Origin of the sequence: Vibrio jasicida CAIM 1864 = LMG 25398 (assembly GCF_000400365.1) — a bacterium.
Taxonomy (GTDB): domain Bacteria; phylum Pseudomonadota; class Gammaproteobacteria; order Enterobacterales; family Vibrionaceae; genus Vibrio; species Vibrio jasicida.
Genome location: NZ_BAOG01000142.1, coordinates 24351 through 40900 on the forward strand (window position 1 = coordinate 24351; position 16550 = coordinate 40900).

14 protein-coding genes are annotated in these 16550 nt (G+C 47.1%); 7 read left to right on the plus strand and 7 right to left on the minus strand.

Annotated elements, in window-relative coordinates; genetic code table 11:
* Positions 1–38 precede the first annotated feature (38 nt).
* The 7 genes from tssC to VJL_RS25040 form a co-directional block, all read right to left on the minus strand.
* The gene (gene tssC / locus VJL_RS25010) at positions 39–1517 is read right to left on the minus strand and encodes a type VI secretion system contractile sheath large subunit (RefSeq protein ID WP_005451931.1); all 1479 of its coding nucleotides are present in this window, start codon (positions 1515–1517) and stop codon (positions 39–41) included.
* Positions 1517–2020, minus strand: a complete 504-nt coding sequence (gene tssB, locus VJL_RS25015; RefSeq protein ID WP_038882037.1) for a type VI secretion system contractile sheath small subunit — start codon at positions 2018–2020, stop codon at positions 1517–1519. Before tssB ends, tssC begins: the two co-directional genes overlap by 1 nt.
* A 20-nt stretch (positions 2021–2040) precedes the next feature.
* The gene (locus tag VJL_RS25020; protein WP_005443647.1) at positions 2041–2562 is read right to left on the minus strand and encodes an Hcp family type VI secretion system effector; all 522 of its coding nucleotides are present in this window, start codon (positions 2560–2562) and stop codon (positions 2041–2043) included.
* Between the two features lie 33 nt (positions 2563–2595).
* Positions 2596–4044: a type VI secretion system ImpA family N-terminal domain-containing protein gene (locus VJL_RS25025; RefSeq protein WP_038882038.1), complete on the minus strand. Its 1449-nt coding sequence runs from the start codon at positions 4042–4044 to the stop codon at positions 2596–2598.
* 201 nt (positions 4045–4245) lie between these two features.
* The gene (locus VJL_RS25030; protein ID WP_005426629.1) at positions 4246–4548 is read right to left on the minus strand and encodes a PAAR domain-containing protein; all 303 of its coding nucleotides are present in this window, start codon (positions 4546–4548) and stop codon (positions 4246–4248) included.
* A gap of 23 nt (positions 4549–4571) precedes the next feature.
* On the minus strand, positions 4572–5153 hold the full coding sequence (locus tag VJL_RS25035) for a DUF6931 family protein (protein ID WP_038882040.1): 582 nt from the start codon (positions 5151–5153) through the stop codon (positions 4572–4574).
* Complete coding sequence (locus VJL_RS25040; RefSeq protein WP_038882042.1) at positions 5153–7135, minus strand: type VI secretion system Vgr family protein; 1983 nt, start codon at positions 7133–7135, stop codon at positions 5153–5155. The genes VJL_RS25035 and VJL_RS25040 overlap by 1 nt, the downstream gene beginning before the upstream one ends.
* 134 nt (positions 7136–7269) lie before the next feature.
* Here VJL_RS25040 and VJL_RS25045 point away from each other — a divergent pair, with 134 nt between their 5' ends.
* From VJL_RS25045 to VJL_RS25075, 7 genes are all read left to right on the plus strand, one after another.
* A complete protein-coding gene (locus VJL_RS25045; protein ID WP_038882045.1) occupies positions 7270–8160 on the plus strand; it encodes a hypothetical protein in 891 nt (296 codons plus the stop codon).
* Between the two features lie 277 nt (positions 8161–8437).
* Entirely contained in the window at positions 8438–9157 is a 720-nt protein-coding gene (locus VJL_RS25050) for a GntR family transcriptional regulator (RefSeq protein ID WP_009696948.1), read from the plus strand.
* A 12-nt stretch (positions 9158–9169) separates the two neighbouring features.
* Positions 9170–10066 (plus strand): methylisocitrate lyase, encoded by an 897-nt coding sequence (prpB, locus tag VJL_RS25055; protein WP_038882048.1) that lies wholly within the window; start codon positions 9170–9172, stop codon positions 10064–10066.
* A gap of 119 nt (positions 10067–10185) precedes the next feature.
* Positions 10186–11328, plus strand: coding sequence for a bifunctional 2-methylcitrate synthase/citrate synthase (gene prpC, locus VJL_RS25060; protein ID WP_038882050.1), 1143 nt, complete (start codon positions 10186–10188; stop codon positions 11326–11328).
* Between the two features lie 133 nt (positions 11329–11461).
* The gene (gene acnD / locus VJL_RS25065; protein WP_038882051.1) at positions 11462–14071 is read left to right on the plus strand and encodes a Fe/S-dependent 2-methylisocitrate dehydratase AcnD; all 2610 of its coding nucleotides are present in this window, start codon (positions 11462–11464) and stop codon (positions 14069–14071) included.
* Positions 14072–14094: 23 nt separating this feature from the next.
* Positions 14095–15282, plus strand: a complete 1188-nt coding sequence (gene prpF / locus VJL_RS25070; RefSeq protein WP_038882052.1) for a 2-methylaconitate cis-trans isomerase PrpF — start codon at positions 14095–14097, stop codon at positions 15280–15282.
* Between the two features lie 61 nt (positions 15283–15343).
* Positions 15344–16550, plus strand: a 1207-nt coding sequence (locus VJL_RS25075; protein ID WP_038882053.1) for an AMP-binding protein, incomplete at its 3' end; no start/stop codon positions are given.

Sequence of the window (16550 nt, forward strand, 5' to 3'; positions counted from 1 at the left end):
TGGTCGAAGCATCCTACTTCGACCAAGCTTTATCGTGCTTAACCTGGGATCTTCGCTACCATACGAACCGACGTAGTCAGCTCTTCAAGTTGTAGCCAAGGTCTTAGGTGAGCAACGGCTGAATACGCGCCCGGTTTACCCGGTTGTTCAACCACTTCAATGCGAGACTCCGCCAATGGCGTTTTTGCTCGTTGATCATTACCAATTGCACCTGCGTTGGTGTATTGATCTATCCATAGTTGAAGTTCACGTTGAATGTCTGGCGCTTCTAGGTTTGAACCTAACTTGTCGCGACCCATGACTTTCAAGTAGTGAGCGATGCGACCACTTGCCATGATGTAAGGAAGACGCGCTGAAATCGCTGCGTTTGCTGTTGCATCTGGATCTGTGTACGTCTTCGGTTGCTGTGTTGTTTGACCGCCAATGAACACGCCGTAGTTTGAGTTCTTGTAGTGAACCAGTGGCAAGAAGCCTAGGTCACTTAACTCTTTCTCGCGTTCGTCGGTTAGGTTCACTTCTGTCGGACATTGCTGAACCAAGTCGCCAGCTTCGGTCTTGTAAGTTAGATTTGGTAGGTTTTCTACTTTACCACCGTTATCCAGACCGCGAATCGCTGTACACCAACCGTACGCAGTGAACGCTTGCGTCATTTTCAGACCTAACTCGTAAGCCGCATTTGACCAAACCAACTCATCATTGCTTGAAGGATTCGGGTTGCCATCTTGGTCAGTGTTTAATTCTTCGTAGCTAAACAGCTTGGTGCCAAGACCTTTCTCACCGTAAGGAAGGCGAGCCAGTGTGCGAGGTAGTGTGAGAGTTACGTAGCGCGCGTCGTCACTTTCACGGAACGAGTTCCATGCAGCATAAGCCGGAGAATCAAAACCAGCCGCGACCGGTTTGCCTTCTTCGAAGGTAGTGAAGTCATTGAACTCAAACATTTCAGCGTTTGCAGCGGCAACGAACGGAGCGTGACACGCAGCGGCTACTTCACCCATGTAGCGTAGTAGGGCGACGTCTTCATCTTTTGCGCTGAACTCGTAATCACCGATGAAGGTGCCGTATGGTTCACCACCTGCTGTGCCGTATTCGCCTTGGTATACCGCGTTAAACAATGGGCTACGGTCGATGGCTGGTGCATCTTCAAACTGATCAAGCAGTTCGTCTTTGGTGTAGTCGACCATTTTGATTTTCAGTGAGCGTCCTAGGTCGCTCTCTTTAACCAGTTTTTGCAGACCACGCCATGAACCTTCTAGCTTTTGGAAGTCATTTTCTTGCATGACTTTCGATAGCTGTTTAGAAAGCTTTTTGTCGATCTCTACAATGGCGTTTTCAATCGTTTTGGTGACGTTCTTGTCCCATGTTACCGTGCCGCTTAGCGCTTGCTCTGCCAACACTGAGAAAAGTTCTTTTGTTGTGTCCGCTGGCGTTTGTGTGGTCGCTTCGATCGCACGATCCAGAAAGCTCAACGAAGCTTCAGCCGCTTCTGCTTGTGGTTGGTTTTCAACTTCCGTCGTCATTATTCTGCTCCTTCTTTCTGGATGCCTAGCTCATCGGAAAGGGCGTTGATAGTGTCTGCGTTTTGCAGCACTTCCTTGAGTAGTTTCTCTAGATCACGAGAACGGTCCGCTTTTGAAAGCAGTACTTTGAGTTGGTTACGAGTTTCAACAAGCTTCTTGAGCGGTTCAACTTGCTCAACGATGGCTTCAGGCTCGAAATCTTTCATTGATGAGAATTTCAGACTCGCTTCGATTTGGCTATCGTCATCAACCAAAACGTTGTCCACTTTGAGTGATAACTCAGGACCAACACGCTTCATGACAGTATCGAAGTTGTCTTTGTCGACGTTATAGAAGGTGCGATCTTCCACGTCTTCTTTGTCTTGCTTGTGACCCGAATAATCACCGACGACTCCCACCACAAAAGGGAGTTCTTTGGTTTCTACTGCGCCATTCGTCTCGACATCGTAAGTAATACTTACACGGTTTTTGCTAACTCGCTTGTGTTGGGAGTTCAGTGCCATAATGGTATCTCCTTATTCCATTAAGAAGCTGTCGAAGTAACTTTCGCTGTCGTTGCGTCAAAGCCCACTTCAGGACCTTTCTCGATTTTGCCGCCTTCGCCTTCGATGTAGTACGCTTTCGAAATCTCGGTGTATGTCAGGCTGAATGATTCATTTGGCAGGTGACCATCCGACGCGCCCATGTTGTAGCTCGACATACGTGCTGCGCTTAGTGTCAGGATTAGGTATGGATCCGCACCAGAACCTTCACGGTTTGGCTTAGTCATCACGATCTCGATAGTTTTACCTTCACCACCTGGTGCGTAAAGGAAAGTCGTTAAGTATGGCGTTGCACCATCACAGCCACGAGTGATGTTCACTTCACCTAGCGCTACCATGCCTTGGTCTGCGTTGTTCGCATTACCGACGTCGATGCCAACGCCACGAACGGCACTCCAGTTCACTGTATCAATAGCAAAAAATCCATCCTTGCCACCGATCTTATCTACCGTTGCAGCACCTTTTGGTGTAGTGCCATCAATTCTCATGTAAATAGAAGCCATTTGGTTCTCCTTTGCTTATTAGCATTTTTTGCTTCACCACTCGAAATCGGTAATACCGCTCGACGATTGAGTAGTTTTTACTTCTGGTTGGTTGGTTGTATTAGGAGTGTCGCTTTGCTCTGACGTTGTAGGTTCAATTGACGTTGCACTTTGAGACTCCTCATTAGAGGTGTTTTGAACCTCAGGCACAGAAACGGTTGGAATCGGCTCTGGCACTGATTGTGGTTCAGGAATTGTCTTCAGAATGGTTTGTTCTAAGTTGTCCATCCCGGTGAGTTGATTGATATGACTCAGAACTTGGCTGTTGCCGCCTGTCATTTCTTGGAGTAGTTCTGGCAAGCTTAGATAACCCCATCGAATCGCACGCTCTAATAAGAACGGAACAGGGCTGTGTGGTTCGGTTTGTTTGAAGTAATCGGCGAGCTTTCTAAGTTCATGAAAAGCGTGGTCGCGATTTTGGATCTGACCTGCGATATTCATCGCAGTGGGTGCTGCTGGCTGGTGTGCTTCATTTGAAGGAATCGGCTCTAGCAACGGTGTCGTCGTAATTTGTTCTGCGTCTGGGTCTGATGAGGTTGGTGCAACTTCTGCATTTTCAGTTGCCTGATAGGTTGTTTCAGGAGAGTTTGATACGACGGGGGGAGCCTGAGCTTCTTCGGCAATCAATCTAAATTGATCATCCAGCGGCCATTTAGAAAACTTGTCTTCAGTGAGATAACGGATCGCGTTAATCAGTTCCGCGATGTTTTCTTTTATGAATTTAAAACTTACAGGAGTTGCATTAACGGGCTGGCACTGTTGAGCGATGGCTTGTTCTATAGCATCAAGACTTTGATAGGTTTGCGCCAAATCCATTAAGTTGTCTTGCGTGTCAGCGTTGAATAGGTTTTGCGCTTTAGTTTTGATTTCGCCAAGCGAACCGTTGCGCTCTGCGCGTAGGTAATCGCCAAAGGTGACATCGTCAATCAAGCGGATTAACTGCAAAGGCATATACAGGGCAGTGGTATCGTGAGTTTCGCCGACAAGTTGTAGCAGAGGTTTCATCCGGAACTCGGCCCGTTCTCTAGCGATGCCAGACTCTTCTGCGCTTTTTAATTTGTCTTCAGGAAGGAACGGATTGAGCGAATCCCAAAACTGCTCCACGGTGCTTAGAAGCACTTGCGTTGCGTCGGCAAGATTTCGATAGGGAGCGTCGGTGAACAACTGACTGGTGATATACCAACCGAGCAGCTCCAAGTCTTTGCTCGACTGGGTGAGGGCGTGGTATGTCGCGGTACGCAACTGTGCCCAGTTGTCATCATTGCTTTCAAGCAGTGCTTGATCACTGGATGCATCAGGAGTTTCAACCAATTGGCGAAACGATGATTGCGCGGCATTGTAACTGTTTCTAAGTGCTCGATAGGCACTTCTATCAAGCTTCAGATAGACACCACTTGGCGAGCCATCTGTGATCGGAGCCAAAAGACTATCAATATTAACCATATTCAATCCATGAATTGTTATTTTATTAAGCCAGAAGTAAATCCGTTACTCTGGTTTCATAGTTTGTAAACTTCAGTCTAGTGAGAGTTTTCTGAAATAGCCGATAAAAATTAACTATTTAATAAAAACTAAGAGGTTGATCCAAAAAATTGGTCGGAGGAATGTGTCTATCAATATAATGCCCTGATTTATAAAGAGGTTTTATCCCCCTATAAGGACTGTGGGCATACCGGCGACAATACTGCCACCATGTGAAGTCGTGTCTCCCATTCGGGCTGCAGGCTTATTGCTTAATAGCACGGTCGTGCTTCCCATCGCGATAGAATCCGGGGTTCCAACGCAAACACAAACATCACTCACTGTGGCAGCAGGTAAGCTACCGATCAGTACGGTTGGAGCTCCAGGACCGGTGACCGGACCACCCACATGAGGAATTGGTGGAGTTGCTGGTGTCTGCATCGGGCATACATGCATGTCAGTGATACGAGCAGCAGGTAATGTCATCGTACTTCTCCTTGTACTGCAGTTTATGATTGGCTATCTGAAGTGCCTTGACCGCCCGCAGCAATATTCAGAGCCATCGCGATTGCGGCTTGATAGTAAGGTTTAGTTTTGTCCCATTCGGGAAGGGCGGCTGCGTGATTGATCGCTCCCGCAGTCGCTTTCGCGTACAAAAATGGATCAGGCATAACGGGTGGAATATCTGGTGCAACGATGCTGCCAGAACCATTCCAAAATACCGCTTGAGCAAGCCAAGATGGCCCACAATTCAGTTCCAATCGATGAGAAAGATGTTCGGCTTTGCGGCGCAATTCTTCGGAGGGTGACCGCACCCAAGCCATGCAAGTTTCGACACTTTGTTTTTGAAGGGGTGACCATTCCTCATTGCGTTGATTTAAACACAACGCTCCCCACCAGATTGCCTCCCGGACGGGTAGAGCGTGCGTCAAAAACTGAACGAGATCGTTGTAGAGCTCTTTGTCTGTAAGTGATTGAATTGCATCGTTGATGCTGGTTTCTTCGTTGAGTAGCGCTTTAGCCTCGTCACTGGCTTTGAATCTCGGTAGTATTTGCTCTGCCGTTTGGTATGGAATCTTCTTATATTTCATTAGTTAACCTTTACAATTGCGCCTTTCACTTCACCCATTACGCCGCCATCGAATGTCGCTTTGAGGCCTGATTTAAACTCCGCACTCAAAGAGCCTTCAGCAGAGAGCGTTGTGTCCGCTTTGATGGAAATACTCAGGCCAGAAATGCTATTTGAACTGGTTGCTTCAAGCGCCGTTGTGGTGCCTGAAACCTTGTTGGCTGAAGTGGCTTTGCTGGTGACGTTGGTCCCTTCCAAATTCAGCGCGCTGCTGGCTTTGACGTCGATATTGGTTGCTTCAATGGCAATGGATGATGAGGACAGGGTTATTTTGCTTGAGCCAACTTTGAGCTCGATAGAATCGTCAGCCTCGATCGAAATCGACTTGGCTTTTTCGCTTAATGCTTCGGTTACGCTCAGCGAGTAGTTGTCTTCTGTCGACACTGATACCGCTTTGGTGACCGTCTGGCTCAATTCGCCCTTGATGGTTTCGGTTTGGTTGTTTTCAACTTCTTGCGTCAGGTCTTTGGCTGCATGAAGGTAAAGCAGTTCATTGTCTTTTTTATCATCGAAGTAGAGCTCGTTACTCTGTCCAGAAAGTTGAGTTTTGATGCCAGACTTTGTTGTATTGGCTTCTGCGTATGGCGGTGCACTTTTGCTGTTGTAAACGCTGCCTGTGATGATTGGTCTATCTGGATCGCCGTCGATGAAAGAGACCAGAACTTCTTGCCCGGCACGCGGCACAAACTGGGCACCGTAACCACTTCCCGCAAGCATTTGTGCGACACGAACATAGCAACTGGTTTTGTCGCCACTTGCGTCTGTATCCCATTGGAACTGAATACGCACACGACCTTGTTCATCCTGATTAATATCACCAGCAGTTGAGCCAGCAACGACTGCGCTCTGTAAACCCTGAACTGCTTGTTTTGAGCGAGGTTGAGGGTAGTGAGGAGTATCTTTTGGAATCACTTTCACTCTGGTGCTGCTCTGTGCACTTTCAGTGTATTCCACTTCCATACTGATGACCGAAAAGTCACCAAGTTGCTCTTTGTCTAGATGGCTTGAGAGCGAGAAGTAAGAACCGAGCTCGAAGAGATCATGTTTTGCGCTGGCAATGACACTTTGGTAATCCTGCTCAACATACTCGATTCGACGTTTGGCAAGATTGCTTGAGAGATCCGTCATGTCACCACTGATACCCAAAGTCGGGTAACGCGTGTTGGCAAGTTTAGTGTTGTTGGCAATGGTATTGCTGGAGGTTTTACTGCCGCTGGTGATGAGTTTCGTCTGCGAATAATCGTAGCTTGATAGCTCGACACTCGCGCCATGAAAGGCAACGGTAGGGCACCAATCTTCAAGCAAAGGAAGTGAGCCTGTCGGCGTTTCCTTCATATCAAATTTTGCAGTGCTGGCTCTATCAAATGGAGTTTGAGCATCTTGCAAAATCATAGTGTGTGAACCACTCGCATGCTCAAAATAATAATGAACGCCTTCCTCAGCGAGCAGACGAGAAACGAAGTCAAAATCCGATTCGTTATATTGCAAACAATATTCACGCTTGGTCGAAGGCATGCTGGATATTTTATAGTTTCCTTTGAAACCAGCGTTATCGAAAATATCACTGACAATTTCTTGTGTGGATTGATTTTGATAAACCCGGAAAGAATGTGTGTGTGTTAATAACCAAAACCAAGGTTTAAGCGTTATTTCGTATTGGTGATTCTGCAAATTAGAATCCATTCCTAAATGTTGGATCAATGTCACAACTCCATTGTAGGAACGATTGAGTGTATTGCTGCCAGATTCGTTGAAATAACGGTTTATAGTAAGGAACTGACCTAGTTGATCTTGCATGTCAAAGCCACTGGATACCAGCATTGCTTTGATTTCAAAAGGCTCTGATAAGGCTTGCTTTATTGTTGCATTACTTATGATATGTTCTTGATTACTTGAGTCTTTTGCAGACATCAAACTAGCCGAACTGCTGTATTTATCAGCCATTGCATATCCTTATGCTTGAACTTTTCAATAATAAAAATTTGAAATATAAATACTATTATTAATCAAATTACTCAAAAAATAGCAGTATTAGATCTTATTCGCTATTCGATTTATTAAAAGAAAAGGAGTTCTTTATGGCGAGTCAAAATGCAAAAAAGATGGCGAAAGAATTTTTGCAAAATGTAGAAAAGGACAGTAAGTCATATCACAAAAGTTGGGCGAGGAAATTCGGTAATAAATACCAATCTGCAAAGAACTGGGTAAAACGTGATAAGAAAATGGTCGCGATGGATATTGCGCAAAAAGGGGTAAGGACTGGTATCGGGATGATTCCATTTCCCGGCTCGAAAGAGGGGGCTGCCCTTTTGGAAGTTGCAGGTGGTGCCGCGCTAAAAGCCGCTTCTCGCAAAGCGTGGGAAGAAGGCTCAAAGAAAGGGGTTAAATCTCTTCTTAACAAAAAAATTGAATCTGCTCGCAAGCAACTTAAAACCAACGCGGTAGGAAAAGTCGATCACGAGTTCTTGGCGCTTTCTGCGCGTAAGCGTGATGAACACATTCATGCGATTCGTAAGCTAGTGAAGTACGAGGTGAAGTTGTTACCAAAGCGTTCTGATGAGCTCAGTTTGCGTTTATTCAAGCTGAAAGAGGCGATCAATGAATCCCGTGTGAAACTCAACAAAACCACCATGTCTTCCACATCGGCTATCGATAACATGCAAGCTTGGACGGAGTTCTTTTCTGCCATCAAAGAGGTGGAGCACTACCAAGCGAAATTGCGTGAAAGCCTGATTCAAGTGCAAGAGATCACTAAAGATGTGGAGTGGTTCTTAGCGGCTTCTGAAGCAACGACTGATCAGATGAATGCACAAAACTTACCGCAACTAGAAGAAGCGTTTGACCAGATCCGCCGTAGTTACGGCAACATCAATTCGCTGAAACAACTGCAAGATATGATGTTAGAGAGAAACCTCGTTGAATCCGGTTTGTTGGATGAAAAAGACTTAACCTACAAGCTGGTCAACTAGGCAAATCCGACCGTTCGTTAGCAAATTAAACCCAAGTAGGGAGCTGTTGTGCTCCCAAATTCTTTTTAATTACTGAATTTATTGGGTTTTTATTGTCGACAATTTCAGCTTGCTCTTATCAAACTGAATGTTTTTCCACTCATAAATCACTCAATAACACTATACCTTAGTCTAAATTGTCGACAATTTGCTTGATTGTCGACAATCTGATCGTCTATTTTATATTCAAGTTAACAAATTGTTGACACTTTGATTTCTAAATACGAGTGCCTTGAATATGAATACAGAATTGAAAACTCGTCATAAAGTGATTGTCTCTGAGAAGGAGCACACTAAATCTGAATCGCTGACCGAATCGTTAGTGGAAGCGATTGTGAGTGGTGAAATTGAACCGGGCAGTAAAATCTCAGAGCCTGAATTAGCCAAGAAATATCAGGTGAGTAGAGGTCCTTTGCGTGAAGCCATGATGCGCCTAGAAGGGCTTGGGTTGATTGAGCGCATTCCGCATGTTGGCGCTCGTGTGATCACTTTCTCTCCAGAAAAACTCATCGAATTGTATTCCGTCCGTGAAGCATTAGAGGGCATGGCGGCAAGGCTAGCGGCTCGCTATATCACTCAAGAAGAGCTACTGAGTTTGGAAATGCTATTGTCGACACATTCCAAACATATTGATGAAGTCGAAGGATCGTCTTACTTCCACCAGCATGGTGACTTCGACTTCCATTATCGAATCATTCAAGCGAGCCGAAACAGCAAGCTTATCTCTCTGCTTTGCGACGAGTTGTACCACTTGTTGCGCATGTATCGTTACCAATCACCACGTGCGCAATCTCGTCCTAACGAAGCACTCAACGAACACAAATTCATTCTGCAAGCGATTCGCAACCGTGATGAAGAGCTGGCAGAAATGCTGATGAGAAGGCACATCTCAGGCAGCCGAAAACTTATCGAATTACAGATTTTACATTCTGAAAGTAAAGATAGAGAACAAGACTAGAAGGAAATTGTCATGAGCTTATCTCCGGGGGCGAAGTTCAGACTCGCCATTGAGCAAAACAACCCACTGCAGATCGTCGGCACCATTAACCCATACTGCGCCATGATGGCGAAAAACTTGGGTCACCAAGCTATCTATTTGTCGGGTGGCGGCATCGCCAATGCATCTTACGGTTTGCCAGATCTTGGTATTACAACATTGAACGATGTTTTGGTGGATGTAGACCGCATCAGCAACGCGTGTGATTTGCCGTTACTGGTTGATATCGATACCGGCTTTGGTGGAGCTTTTAACATCGCACGCACTATCAAAGCGATGGAAAAAGCGGGTGCGGCGGCAGTGCACATGGAAGACCAAGTGGCGCAGAAGCGTTGTGGCCATCGTCCGAACAAAGCGATTGTTAGCCAACAAGAAATGGTCGACCGAGTAAAAGCGGCGGTGGATGCACGTAATGACGAGAGCTTTGTCATTATGGCTCGTACTGATGCGTTGGCGGTTGAAGGCATGGACAGTGCGATTGAACGTGCGATTGCATGTGTGGAAGCGGGCGCAGACATGATCTTCCCAGAGGCCATGAATCAGCTCGACCAATATCAACAGTTCTCGGCAGCGCTCGAAGACGCGACAGGGAAGCACGTGCCAATTCTTGCCAACATTACTGAGTTTGGACAAACGCCACTATACGGCTGTGAAGAGTTAGCGAAATCCAAAGTGGACATGGTTTTGTACCCACTGAGTGCATTCCGTGCAATGAACAAAGCTGCCGAGATCGTTTACAAACACTTGCTAGAAGTTGGCAACCAAGAAGCGTTGCTTGATTCAATGCAGACACGAAAAGAGCTGTATGAGCACCTTAATTACCACGACTACGAGAATAAGTTAGACAAGCTGTTTTCGGAGGGTAAATAAGGTAAACGAAGAAATAAACGGAAGCCCAAGAAAAGAATCTCTAATCCAATAACGTGAAAATTGTCTGATTCAAAAGAGCCCATTTAGAGAGCCAAATCAGACAGAAAAGGAGTTCAACAATGCCTCATTCTGTAGAAAAGAAAGCTGAGATAGGTGGCGCCGGTCTACGCGGTCAAAGCGCTGGAAGCACAGCTTTATGCACTGTCGGTAAAACGGGGACAGGTCTAACGTATCGTGGTTACGATATTACGGACTTGGCAAATCATGCTCAATTTGAAGAAGTGGCGCATTTGCTGTTACGCGGTCACTTACCTAATCAACAAGAGCTAGACGCCTACAAGACACATCTACTGAGCCTGCGTGGCTTACCAGCGGAGCTTAAGCAAGCGTTAGAGCTGATCCCTGCTGATGCTCACCCGATGGATGTTATGCGCACAGGTTGTTCTATGCTGGGTAACTTAGAACAGGAAATGGACTTTGAGCAACAGCTTCATGCTACTGAGCGAATGCTGGCGCTTTTCCCTGCGATCATCTGTTACTGGTATCGCTTCAGCCACGATGGTGTGAGAATCAAAACTCACGATAACAGCGAAGACTGCATTGGCGGCTACTTCCTGAAACTGCTTACCGATAAAGCACCAAGTGAAACGCACAAAAAGGTGATGCACTGTTCTTTGATTCTTTATGCAGAGCATGAGTTTAATGCCTCAACATTTGCGGCGCGCGTATGTGCTTCTACGCTTTCTGATCTTCATTCTTGCATCACGGCTGCTATCGGTACGCTGCGTGGCCCACTTCATGGCGGTGCAAACGAAGCAGCGATGGAAATGATTCAAGATTGGCAAACGCCAGATGAAGCAGAAGCCAATATTCTGCAGATGCTTGAGAAAAAAGACAAAATTATGGGCTTTGGTCATGCGATTTATCGCGAAAGAGACCCTCGTAATGCACTGATCAAGCGTTGGTCAGAAGCATTATCGAAAGAGGTAGGTGACACGCATCTTTACGCGGTTTCTGAGCGCGTGGAATCCGTCATGAAGCGTGAGAAAGGTCTATTTTGTAACGCCGATTTTTTCCATGCTTCGGCTTACCACTTCATGGATATTCCAACCAAATTGTTTACGCCAATCTTTGTGATGAGCCGACTGACAGGTTGGGCGGCGCACGTGTATGAACAACGTGCGAACAACCGAATCATTCGTCCAAGTGCGGATTATACCGGACCGGATCATCAAGACTGGGTGCCAATCGAACAACGCTAGCGCGTGACGCCTCTTTGTGAGTTTTGTCTTGCATGGCATTCACAAGGGGCGTTTCTTTCACCGCGAATCCATTTCAAAAACAGTATCGCGGTGCGTTCAGGCACAAGGTGTACACTAAAGCGGAAGCAAGCCCATGAGCATCACCACAAATATAAATACTCAATATCGTAAACCGCTACCGGGAACCCAACTCGATTATTTTGACACCCGAGAAGCAGTTAACGATATTTCTCCTGGAGCCTATGAAAAGCTCCCATACACCTCACGCGTTTTAGCAGAGCAGTTGGTTCGTCGCTGCGATCCAAGTACGCTCACTGATAGCTTAAAGCAGTTGATCGAACGCAAGCGTGACCTCGATTTTCCTTGGTATCCGGCGCGTGTGGTTTGTCATGACATTCTTGGACAAACCGCATTGGTCGACCTTGCTGGTCTGCGTGATGCGATTGCCGAACAAGGCGGTGACCCAGCGAAAGTAAACCCTGTGGTTGAAACGCAATTGATCGTTGACCATTCACTGGCAGTCGAACACGCAGGCTTTGATCCTGAGGCGTTTGAGAAAAACCGCGCGATAGAAGAGCGCAGAAACGAAGACCGATTTCATTTTATTGAATGGTGTAAAACGGCGTTTGAGAACGTCAGTGTTATTCCTGCGGGTAACGGCATCATGCACCAAATCAACTTGGAGAAGATGTCTCCGGTTGTGCAAGCCAAGCAAGGCATTGCTTATCCCGATACCTGTGTCGGTACGGACAGTCACACTCCTCACGTTGATTCACTTGGCGTTATTGCGATTGGTGTCGGCGGTTTGGAGGCGGAGACGGTTATGCTTGGTCGCCCTTCGATGATGCGTTTGCCAGACATTGTTGGCGTGAAGCTCACAGGTAAGCGCCAACCGGGTATTACCGCCACCGATATCGTACTAGCGATTACTGAGTTTCTGCGAAATGAACGCGTGGTTTCATCATATTTAGAATTCTTTGGTGAAGGGGCGCGAGACCTCACCATTGGCGACCGCGCGACCATCTCAAACATGACGCCAGAATATGGCGCAACCGCTGGGATGTTCTACATTGACGAGCAGACCATTAATTACCTCAAACTGACGGGGCGTGACGAACAACAGGTCGACTTGGTCGAGAAGTACGCCAAGCAAACCGGTCTATGGGCGGATGATTTAGACACTGCTGTTTACGAACGCGTGCTTGAGTTTGATTTGTCCCAAGTCGGACGCAATTTGGCAGGTCCATCAAATCCTCATCGTCGTTTACCTACCTCGGAACTTGCTGAGCGTGGTATTTCTGGCAAATGGCAAGAGAAAGAAGGTGAACTTCCAGATGGCGCGGTGATCATCGCAGCGATCACTTCTTGTACCAACACCAGTAACCCAAGAAACGTTGTCGCAGCGGGTCTGGTTGCTAAGAAAGCGAATGAGCTTGGCTTGGTGCGCAAACCTTGGGTGAAGTCTTCATTTGCTCCAGGTTCTAAAGTGGCTCGACTTTACCTTGAAGAGTCTGGATTACTCCCTGAATTAGAGAAGCTTGGTTTTGGTATCGTCGCCTATGCATGTACAACCTGTAACGGCATGAGTGGTGCGCTTGACCCGAAAATCCAACAAGAAATCATCGACCGAGATCTGTATTCAACGGCGGTACTTTCTGGGAACCGAAACTTTGATGGTCGAATTCATCCTTATGCAAAACAAGCATTTTTAGCATCGCCACCTTTGGTCGTTGCATACGCGTTAGCCGGTACGATTCGCTTTGATATCGAACGTGATTCTTTAGGCACAGACAAAAACGGCAAGCCGGTTTATCTCAACGATTTGTGGCCAACGGATGAAGAAATTGATGCCGTGGTGGGTGAGTACGTTAAGCCAGAGCAATTTAATCAAGTCTACATTCAAATGTTCAAACTGAATGATGAGGCTCGTAACCCGAACCCGCTCTACGATTGGCGCCCGATGAGTACGTATATACGAAGACCTCCTTACTGGCAAAAAGAGGGGGATGGAGCATTGGCTGGTGAGCGAACTCTATCTTCAATGCGTCCTCTCGCCGTTTTAGGCGATAACATTACGACCGACCATTTGTCGCCATCGAACGCAATTTTGGCAAGCAGCGCCGCAGGCGAATACCTCGCGAAGATGGGCGTGCCAGAAGAAGACTTTAACTCATACGCGACTCACCGAGGCGATCACTTAACCGCGCAGCGCGCCACTTTCGCTAACCCGAAACTGTTCAACGAAATGGTCAAGGAAAATGGCGAAGTCGTGCAAGGATCGTTAACTAGAGTCGAACCTGAAGGCAAAGTGACACGCATGTGGGAAGCGATAGAGACTTACATGAATCGCAAGCAGCCGCTTATCGTGGTCGCAGGTGCGGATTATGGTCAAGGATCGTCGCGAGATTGGGCGGCGAAAGGCGTTCGCTTGGCGGGTGTAGAAGCCATTGTCGCTGAAGGGTTTGAGCGTATTCACCGTACCAACTTAGTTGGCATGGGCGTACTTCCTCTGCAATTTAAAGATAGCGTGAACCGAAAGACACTCGAATTAGATGGCACTGAGCGTTATGACGTTATCGGCGATATCACTCCTGGTGCGGATTTGGCGTTGGTGATTACTCGTGCGAATGGCGACAAGGTTGATGTGCCAGTGACTTGTCGACTCGATACCGAAGATGAAGTTCACGTGTACAAAGCGGGTGGTGTGTTACAGCGCTTTGCTCAAGATTTCCTCTCGCAATAGATAGCGCAATAACGGAGTAAGATATGGATAGCAAGATGCAAAGCCAAATCAAAGTCCCGGCGACTTACATGCGCGGCGGTACGAGCAAAGGTGTTTTCTTCAACCTTGAAGATTTGCCACAGCCAGCGCAATCTGCAGGTAAGGCAAGAGACAAGCTGCTACTTCGTGTGATTGGTAGCCCAGACCCGTATGCCAAACAAATTGATGGCATGGGCGGCGCGACTTCCAGCACCAGTAAAACTGTGATTGTGTCGCGTAGTGAGCGAGCCGATCATGACGTTGATTACCTGTTCGGGCAAGTATCGATAGATAAGCCGTTTGTCGATTGGAGTGGTAACTGTGGCAACCTTTCTGCTGCAGTCGGTCCCTTCGCTATTCATGCAGGGTTGATCGACCAAGATCGTATTCCTCAAAACGGCATCGTTACCGTTCGTGTATGGCAGGCAAATATTAGTAAAACTATATTGATTCATGTGCCAATCGTAAATGGTTTCGTTCAAGAAACAGGGGCGTTTGAGCTTGATGGAGTGACGTTCCCAGCGGCAGAAATCCGAGTTGATTTTGTCGACCCTGCTGATGGCGAAGGCAGCATGTTTCCAACCGGCAGTCTAGTAGACGATTTGGTCATACCGGATGTTGGGACGTTCAACGCCACCTTCATCAACGCTGGTATACCGACGATCTTCATTGATGCAGAAGCACTTGGCTACCAAGGCACTGAGCTTCAAGATGACATCAATAACGATGAATTTGCGCTCGCGAGGTTTGAGTCCATTCGTGCTCATGGCGCGCTAAAAATGGGGCTTATTGATTCGCTGGAAGAGGCTCAGACGCGTCAACACACGCCTAAGATTGCGTTTGCTTCCCAGCCTAAATCCTATTTATCGTCAAGTGGTAAAGCCGTAGAAGCAGATGAGGTCGATATTCTTGTCCGAGCTTTATCTATAGGCAAACTTCACCACGCCATGATGGGAACCGCAGCGGTCGCCATTGCCTCGGCGGCATGCATCCCGGGTACTCTAGTCAACTTGGCCGCTGGTGGCGGAGAGAAAGAATCTGTGACGTTTGGGCATCCATCAGGAACGCTTAAGGTGGGGGCAAAAGCCAAACAAACAGAACAAGGTTGGGTGGTTGAGAAAGCCATCATGAGCCGCAGCGCGAGAATACTGATGGAGGGCTTTGTGCGTGTTCCCTCCAATGTCTTTGAATAACACAATTGCATGGTAGTGATACTTAAGAAAAGCAATGTCAGGACATACTGGAGGAAGCAATATGTCTGCATATCAAAAAGAATACCTTTGGGCACAAAATGAACCGGAAAACTTTTGGCGTGCTCAAGCTGAAAACATCGATTGGTTTGAAGCGCCAAATACCATCTTACAAGCTGACGAACATGGGATTGAACGTTGGTTTCCTGATGGCGTATTGAACACGTCATGGCTCGCATTGGATTATCATTGCGAGCAAGGAAGAGGCGATAAAACCGCACTGATTTATGATTCGCCAGTGACGGGTCAAAAACAAACTTACAGCTATCAAGATTTGCGCGACCAAGTAGCAAAAATCGCGGGCATGCTTTCTAACCAAGGCGTAACCAAAGGCGATCGTGTGGTCATCTACATGCCGATGATCCCAGAAGCAGCAATGGCGATGCTGGCGTGTGCTCGATTAGGCGCGATTCACTCAGTGGTGTTTGGCGGTTTTGCCCCGAATGAGCTTGCTGTTCGAATTGAAGATGCAGAACCCAAAGTCATCATGACGGCGTCTTGTGGCATCGAAATCAATAAGATAATTCCATACAAACCAATGGTTGATAAAGCCATTATGGACAGCCGTTGGAAGCCAGAGAAAGTTTTTGTTCTTCAACGCCCACAGTGCGAAGCGGAGCTTAATCTTGAGCGTGATTTAGATTGGCAACAAGAATACGATCAAGCTTTGCCTCATGCGTGTGTCCCTGTGCTAGCGACAGATCCTCTTTATATTCTGTATACCTCTGGCACAACAGGGAAACCTAAAGGCGTGGTACGTGACAATGGTGGTCATGCCGTGGCGATGAAATATTCGATGACGTCGATTTATAACATCCCTCAAGATGGTGTGTTCTGGGCAGCATCGGATGTAGGGTGGGTCGTTGGACATTCTTATATTGTGTACGCGCCGCTTATTCATGGCTGCACCACCATTTTATTTGAAGGCAAACCGGTGAGAACACCAGATCCGGGTGCATTCTGGCGCGTTTGTGATGAATACAAAGTGGATGTGCTTTTCTCCGCGCCGACCGCTTTTCGTGCAATTAAGAAAGAAGACCCAGAAGGCGAGTTCATTAAGCAATACGACTTGTCGAACCTTGATTCTATTTTCATGGCAGGTGAACGTCTTGACCCACCAACACTAGAATGGGTCGAAAGCAAAGCAGATAAGCCGGTCATTGACCACTGGTGGCAAACCGAGACTGGATGGGCTATCGCGGGCAATCCGA

What these genes read in the sequence shown, in the direction of transcription:
- tssC (WP_005451931.1), bottom strand. Translation starts at nt 1,517, where the DNA reads ATGACGACGGAAGTTGAAAACCAACCACAAGCAGAAGCGGCTGAAGCT.
- tssB (WP_038882037.1), bottom strand. Translation starts at nt 2,020, where the DNA reads ATGGCACTGAACTCCCAACACAAGCGAGTTAGCAAAAACCGTGTAAGT.
- VJL_RS25020 (WP_005443647.1), bottom strand. Translation starts at nt 2,562, where the DNA reads ATGGCTTCTATTTACATGAGAATTGATGGCACTACACCAAAAGGTGCT.
- VJL_RS25025 (WP_038882038.1), bottom strand. Translation starts at nt 4,044, where the DNA reads ATGGTTAATATTGATAGTCTTTTGGCTCCGATCACAGATGGCTCGCCA.
- VJL_RS25030 (WP_005426629.1), bottom strand. Translation starts at nt 4,548, where the DNA reads ATGACATTACCTGCTGCTCGTATCACTGACATGCATGTATGCCCGATG.
- VJL_RS25035 (WP_038882040.1), bottom strand. Translation starts at nt 5,153, where the DNA reads ATGAAATATAAGAAGATTCCATACCAAACGGCAGAGCAAATACTACCG.
- VJL_RS25040 (WP_038882042.1), bottom strand. Translation starts at nt 7,135, where the DNA reads ATGGCTGATAAATACAGCAGTTCGGCTAGTTTGATGTCTGCAAAAGAC.
- VJL_RS25045 (WP_038882045.1), top strand. Translation starts at nt 7,270, where the DNA reads ATGGCGAGTCAAAATGCAAAAAAGATGGCGAAAGAATTTTTGCAAAAT.
- VJL_RS25050 (WP_009696948.1), top strand. Translation starts at nt 8,438, where the DNA reads ATGAATACAGAATTGAAAACTCGTCATAAAGTGATTGTCTCTGAGAAG.
- prpB (WP_038882048.1), top strand. Translation starts at nt 9,170, where the DNA reads ATGAGCTTATCTCCGGGGGCGAAGTTCAGACTCGCCATTGAGCAAAAC.
- prpC (WP_038882050.1), top strand. Translation starts at nt 10,186, where the DNA reads ATGCCTCATTCTGTAGAAAAGAAAGCTGAGATAGGTGGCGCCGGTCTA.
- acnD (WP_038882051.1), top strand. Translation starts at nt 11,462, where the DNA reads ATGAGCATCACCACAAATATAAATACTCAATATCGTAAACCGCTACCG.
- prpF (WP_038882052.1), top strand. Translation starts at nt 14,095, where the DNA reads ATGGATAGCAAGATGCAAAGCCAAATCAAAGTCCCGGCGACTTACATG.